Source organism: Luteibacter sp. P4_D7_3 (assembly GCF_056401735.1).
Map to the genome: position 1 here is coordinate 1 of NZ_JBFUIT010000443.1, position 2,518 is coordinate 2,518.

General features: G+C 64.5%; 3 protein-coding genes. 1 reads left to right on the forward strand and 2 read right to left on the reverse strand.

Features of this window, described 5'->3' with window-relative positions:
- Window positions 1-30 precede the first annotated feature (30 nt).
- On the forward strand, window positions 31-963 hold the full coding sequence (locus AC1DSN_RS21265) for an acyltransferase domain-containing protein (RefSeq protein WP_477332717.1): 933 nt from the start codon (window positions 31-33) through the stop codon (window positions 961-963).
- On the opposite strand, the gene AC1DSN_RS21270 is transcribed toward AC1DSN_RS21265, so the two are convergent.
- On the reverse strand, window positions 947-2,347 hold the full coding sequence (locus AC1DSN_RS21270) for a heavy metal sensor histidine kinase (protein WP_477294178.1): 1,401 nt from the start codon (window positions 2,345-2,347) through the stop codon (window positions 947-949). The two genes, AC1DSN_RS21265 and AC1DSN_RS21270, sit on opposite strands and share 17 nt — an antisense overlap.
- Window positions 2,347-2,518 (reverse strand): winged helix-turn-helix domain-containing protein (locus AC1DSN_RS21275; RefSeq protein WP_477332719.1); only part of this gene is annotated, 172 nt, incomplete at its 5' end. The genes AC1DSN_RS21270 and AC1DSN_RS21275, both read right to left, overlap by 1 nt.

Genomic DNA, 2,518 nt, shown 5'->3' on the forward strand with positions numbered 1-2,518 from the left:
GGGCAGGGCTATGCGACTAAGAGAGGTTCTATGCGTATAGCCCTACTTTGCTCGGGACAGGGCGGTCAGCATGCCGGGATGTTCGAGCTGACGAAAGACGCAGCCGAAGCGTCGGATATCTTCGCGATGGGCGCGACCTTGTTTGGAGAAGACCCTCGTCGCTGGGTGAAGACGGCCAGCGAGGAAGCTTTTCGCGAGAACCGTCACGCGCAGCGGCTATGCGCGATCCAGGCGTTGACGGTCGCGGCAGCGTTAGCGCGTGACCTTCCTCCGGAACGTTGCATCGCCGGTTATAGCGTTGGCGAAGTGGCGGCGCGGGGTGTAGCTGGCCTGTTGACGTCCAACGAAGTCCTCGAGCTCATCGACGCCCGCGCCGACGCCATGGACCGGGCGCGTGAGGGCGAGCAGGGCATGCTGTTCGTGCGTGGGCTGGACCGGTCGGTCGTCGACGCCTTGGTCGACCAACGCGAGGCTGCCCTTGCCATCGTCAATCCGGGCGACGCCTATGTGCTGGCGGGCCTTGCGTCGGCGCTCGACGCTATCGCGGCAGACGCGCGGCAGAAGGGCGCGTCGCGCGTGGTGCCGGTGAGGGTTGGCATCGCCTCCCATACCCGCTTCATGACGGAAGCCAGCGCAAGCTTTCGGCAGCGACTGGCCAGCGTCGCCGTGGGCCGCGCGGTGTCCTACGGCACGCGCCTGTTCAGCGGCATCGACGGGGCACCGGTGCTCGAGGTCTCGCAAGGGCTGGACAAGCTGGCACGGCAAATCTCGCAGCCGGTGCAATGGAAGGCTTGCCTGGATGCATGCGTCGAAGCGGGCGCCGACGTGTTCCTGGAACTCGGTCCAGGCAGGGCGCTCGCCGACATGGTCTCCGCCACGTACCCCGGTGTTGCCGCGCGCAGTGTCGACGAATTCAGGTCGCTCGATGGCGTGCGTGCATGGCTGGCTAGTCGGGGATCGTGACCCGGGGAAAGCGCAGCGTGAACCGGGTGAGGCCTTCGAGTTCACTCGTTGCCAGCACATCGCCGCCATGCAGATCCATGATGCTCTTGACGATCGACAGCCCCAGGCCGGTAGACATGTTGGAGTCGGTGCGCGACCGATCCACGCGGTAGAAGCGGTCGAAAACCTTTTCGAGATGATCGGGCGCGATGCCCGGCCCCGGATTCTCCACCGATACGCTCACGCCGGTCTCGGTCGTCGTCGCGATCAGCGAAAGTGTCGCACCGGACGGCGTGTAACGAAGGGCGTTCGATAGCAGGTTGCTCACAGCGCGACGGAAGAGGTCACGGTCGGCGTAGACGGTGGCGTGCGCATCGATCCGAACCACGACGCCGGCGTCCGAGGCGATGCCTTCGTAATAGTCGGCAAGCAGATGCAGTTCTTCGTTGGTGTCGATAACGAGACGCTGCAAGGCGAACTGGGGATTCTCGGCACGTGCGATGAACAGCATGCTCTCGATGCGCTGGCTTACCCGGTCGCACTCCTCGATATTCGAACCGAGAAGCGATTGATACTCGGCCACGCTGCGCGGACGGCTCAGCGCGACTTCGTTGCTGCCACGGAGGATGGCGACCGGTGTGCGCAGGTCATGCGCCAGGTCCACCGTGAACTGCCAGAGGCGGTCGAAGCCTTCCTCCAGGCGCGTGAGCATTTCATTGAGCGCGTGTGCCAGCGCATGTAGCTCCGCCGGGGTGTTCTCCGCGGAAAGCCGCGTACTCAGGCGGTGGGCGGTGACCGATGAGGCGCTCGCTGTCATGGCGCGTAGCGGACGCAGGGCGCGGTGGATCAGCAGGTAACTGAGTACGGTGGCTGCCAGTGTGCCCAGCAAGAGGGCTATCACGGTGTCCCACCGGTAACGCAGGAGCAGGACGGACCGGTCCGCCATGGAACGGGCCACCGTCACCGTAACCATGCTCCCGTCCTTCAGCGCCGCCAGGGTGGATACGCCACGAATTTCCCCGTCGCCGTCGTTCCAGGAGCGGATATCGGTCACTGTAAGGCGCTGGTCGGCCGGCGCGACGGCCTGTGCCTGCACCGTGAAGTGGGAGAGGTCGTGGTCGACGAGAACCTTACCGTCCTTGTCCGTGATGCGCAGCGCGTTCTCGGTATCGCCGAGCACGCTCCAGGTCAGCCGTGCCTGGTGCGCGACGAGATCGTCGGTCGAATCGAGCTCGCCGATGAACCGGCGCAGGTGCCGCGCGGACAGGACGAGGTTGATCTCATCCTGCTGGTAGATGCGCCGGTACACCGCGTTCATCAGCAGCACGCCCACCACGGTGAAACAGACCACCGTGATGACCACGAAGGTGCCGGTGAGGCGGGCTTTCAGTGACAGGCGAAGCATCAGCCGTCCTCCGCTTCCACGTCGAGCACGTAACCCATGCCGCGAACCGTATGGATCAACTTCACGTCATGGCCGTCGTCGACCTTTGCGCGCAGCCGGCGAATGGCGACTTCGACGACATTGGTGTCACTGTCGAAATTCATGTCCCATACGTAGGACGCGATCTGCGTG